Source organism: Aeromicrobium sp. PFPM2_SD2 (assembly GCF_057364525.1).
Map to the genome: position 1 here is coordinate 1 of NZ_JBNFNZ010000577.1, position 1,317 is coordinate 1,317.

Here is a 1,317-nt window from a genome sequence, read left to right on the forward strand (position 1 = left end):
GCTGGGCCGTGGACCCGGACATGGCCTCCGGCCGCACGCGCGTGCGCCTCACCGTCCGCCGCGGGACCCGCGTCGTGGCGCGCACCCAGCAGACCGTCTTCGACGGGTTCGCGGTGCGCGCGGTGGTGCCGGCGAAGCACGCGCGGAGGGGTCGGGCCCTCACGGTGACCGTGGACGTGCTGAACGGGTCGCGCACGCGCGGACGCTCGGTCGTGCGGCTGACCACCCGCACGGTGCGGCTGCGCTAGCGCTGCGCCGGCTGCTCGGGGTCGGTGACGAAGTCGATGAGCTCCTCGACCCGGCCCAGCAGGGACGGCTCGAGGTCGGCGTAGGTGCGGACGGTCCCGAGGATGCGCTTCCAGGCCCGGGCGATGTCGGCCTGGTCGGCGTGCGGCCAGCCCAGCGCCTCGCAGATGCCGTGCTTCCAGTCGGTGCCGCGGGGGACGACCGGCCACTTCTCGATGCCGAGCCGCTCGGGCCGCACGGCCTGCCACACGTCGACGAACGGGTGCCCGACCACGAGCACGTGCGGCGTGCCGTTGACCTGCTCGGCCAGCCGCGACTCCTTCGAGCCCGGCACGAGGTGGTCGACCAGCACGCCGAGCCGGCGGCTCTTGGTCGGCTGGAAGTCACGCACGATGGCCGGCAGGTCGTCGATGCCGCCCAGGTACTCCACGGCGACGCCCTCGATCCGCAGGTCGTCGCCCCAGATCTTCTCGACCAGCTCGGCGTCGTGGCGGCCCTCGACGTAGATGCGGCTGGGCAGCGCGACGCGCGCGCGGGCGTCGCGCACCGCGATCGAGCCGGACGCCGTGCGCCCGCCGGTGGCCTGGACCTTGACCGGGGCGTGCAGCGCGACGGGCTTGCCCTCGAGCAGGAAGCCGGGCCCGAGCCGGAACGCCCGCTGCTTGAGCGCGCGGTCCTCCAGCACCACGAGGCCGTTCTCGACCTTGACGACCTCGCCGCAGAAGCCGCTGGTGGCGTCCTCGACGACGAGGCCGAGGTCGGCCGGGTGCTCGACGGTGCGCCCGCGCCTCGGCTTGCGCCAGTCGCCGGAGAGGACGTCGTTGCCGTAGCGGTCAGCCATGGATCTTCCCGAGAAGTCGTTGGTGCAGGTCCTCGACGTCCGCGCGCGTGAGCGGGCGTCCGTCGGCGGTGAGCAGCACGGTCTCGTCGGTGACGAGGCCGAGGGCGAGGTCGAGCGCGACCGGCCAGGACGCCGGGACGTGCTGGGGGACCTCGGCGGGCGCGAGGTCGCCGAGCGCGACGCGCGGGGGAGCGGCCGGGTCGTCCGGGCGGTGACGGTCATGACGAGCT

General features: G+C 74.6%; 3 protein-coding genes. 1 reads left to right on the top strand and 2 read right to left on the bottom strand.

The window, feature by feature from the left end; all coding sequences use genetic code 11:
- The coding region (locus AC2W7G_RS16485) for a hypothetical protein (protein ID WP_485869389.1) at positions 1-248 on the top strand (248 nt) is incomplete at its 5' end.
- Here AC2W7G_RS16485 and AC2W7G_RS16490 read toward each other — a convergent pair.
- Positions 245-1,087, bottom strand: a complete 843-nt coding sequence (locus tag AC2W7G_RS16490; RefSeq protein WP_485869390.1) for a DUF3097 domain-containing protein — start codon at positions 1,085-1,087, stop codon at positions 245-247. The genes AC2W7G_RS16485 and AC2W7G_RS16490 overlap by 4 nt on opposite strands.
- A partial coding sequence (locus AC2W7G_RS16495; RefSeq protein WP_485869391.1) for a hypothetical protein occupies positions 1,080-1,317 on the bottom strand: 238 nt, incomplete at its 5' end. The genes AC2W7G_RS16490 and AC2W7G_RS16495, both read right to left, overlap by 8 nt.

What these genes read in the sequence shown, in the direction of transcription:
- AC2W7G_RS16490 (WP_485869390.1), bottom strand. Translation starts at nt 1,087, where the DNA reads ATGGCTGACCGCTACGGCAACGACGTCCTCTCCGGCGACTGGCGCAAG.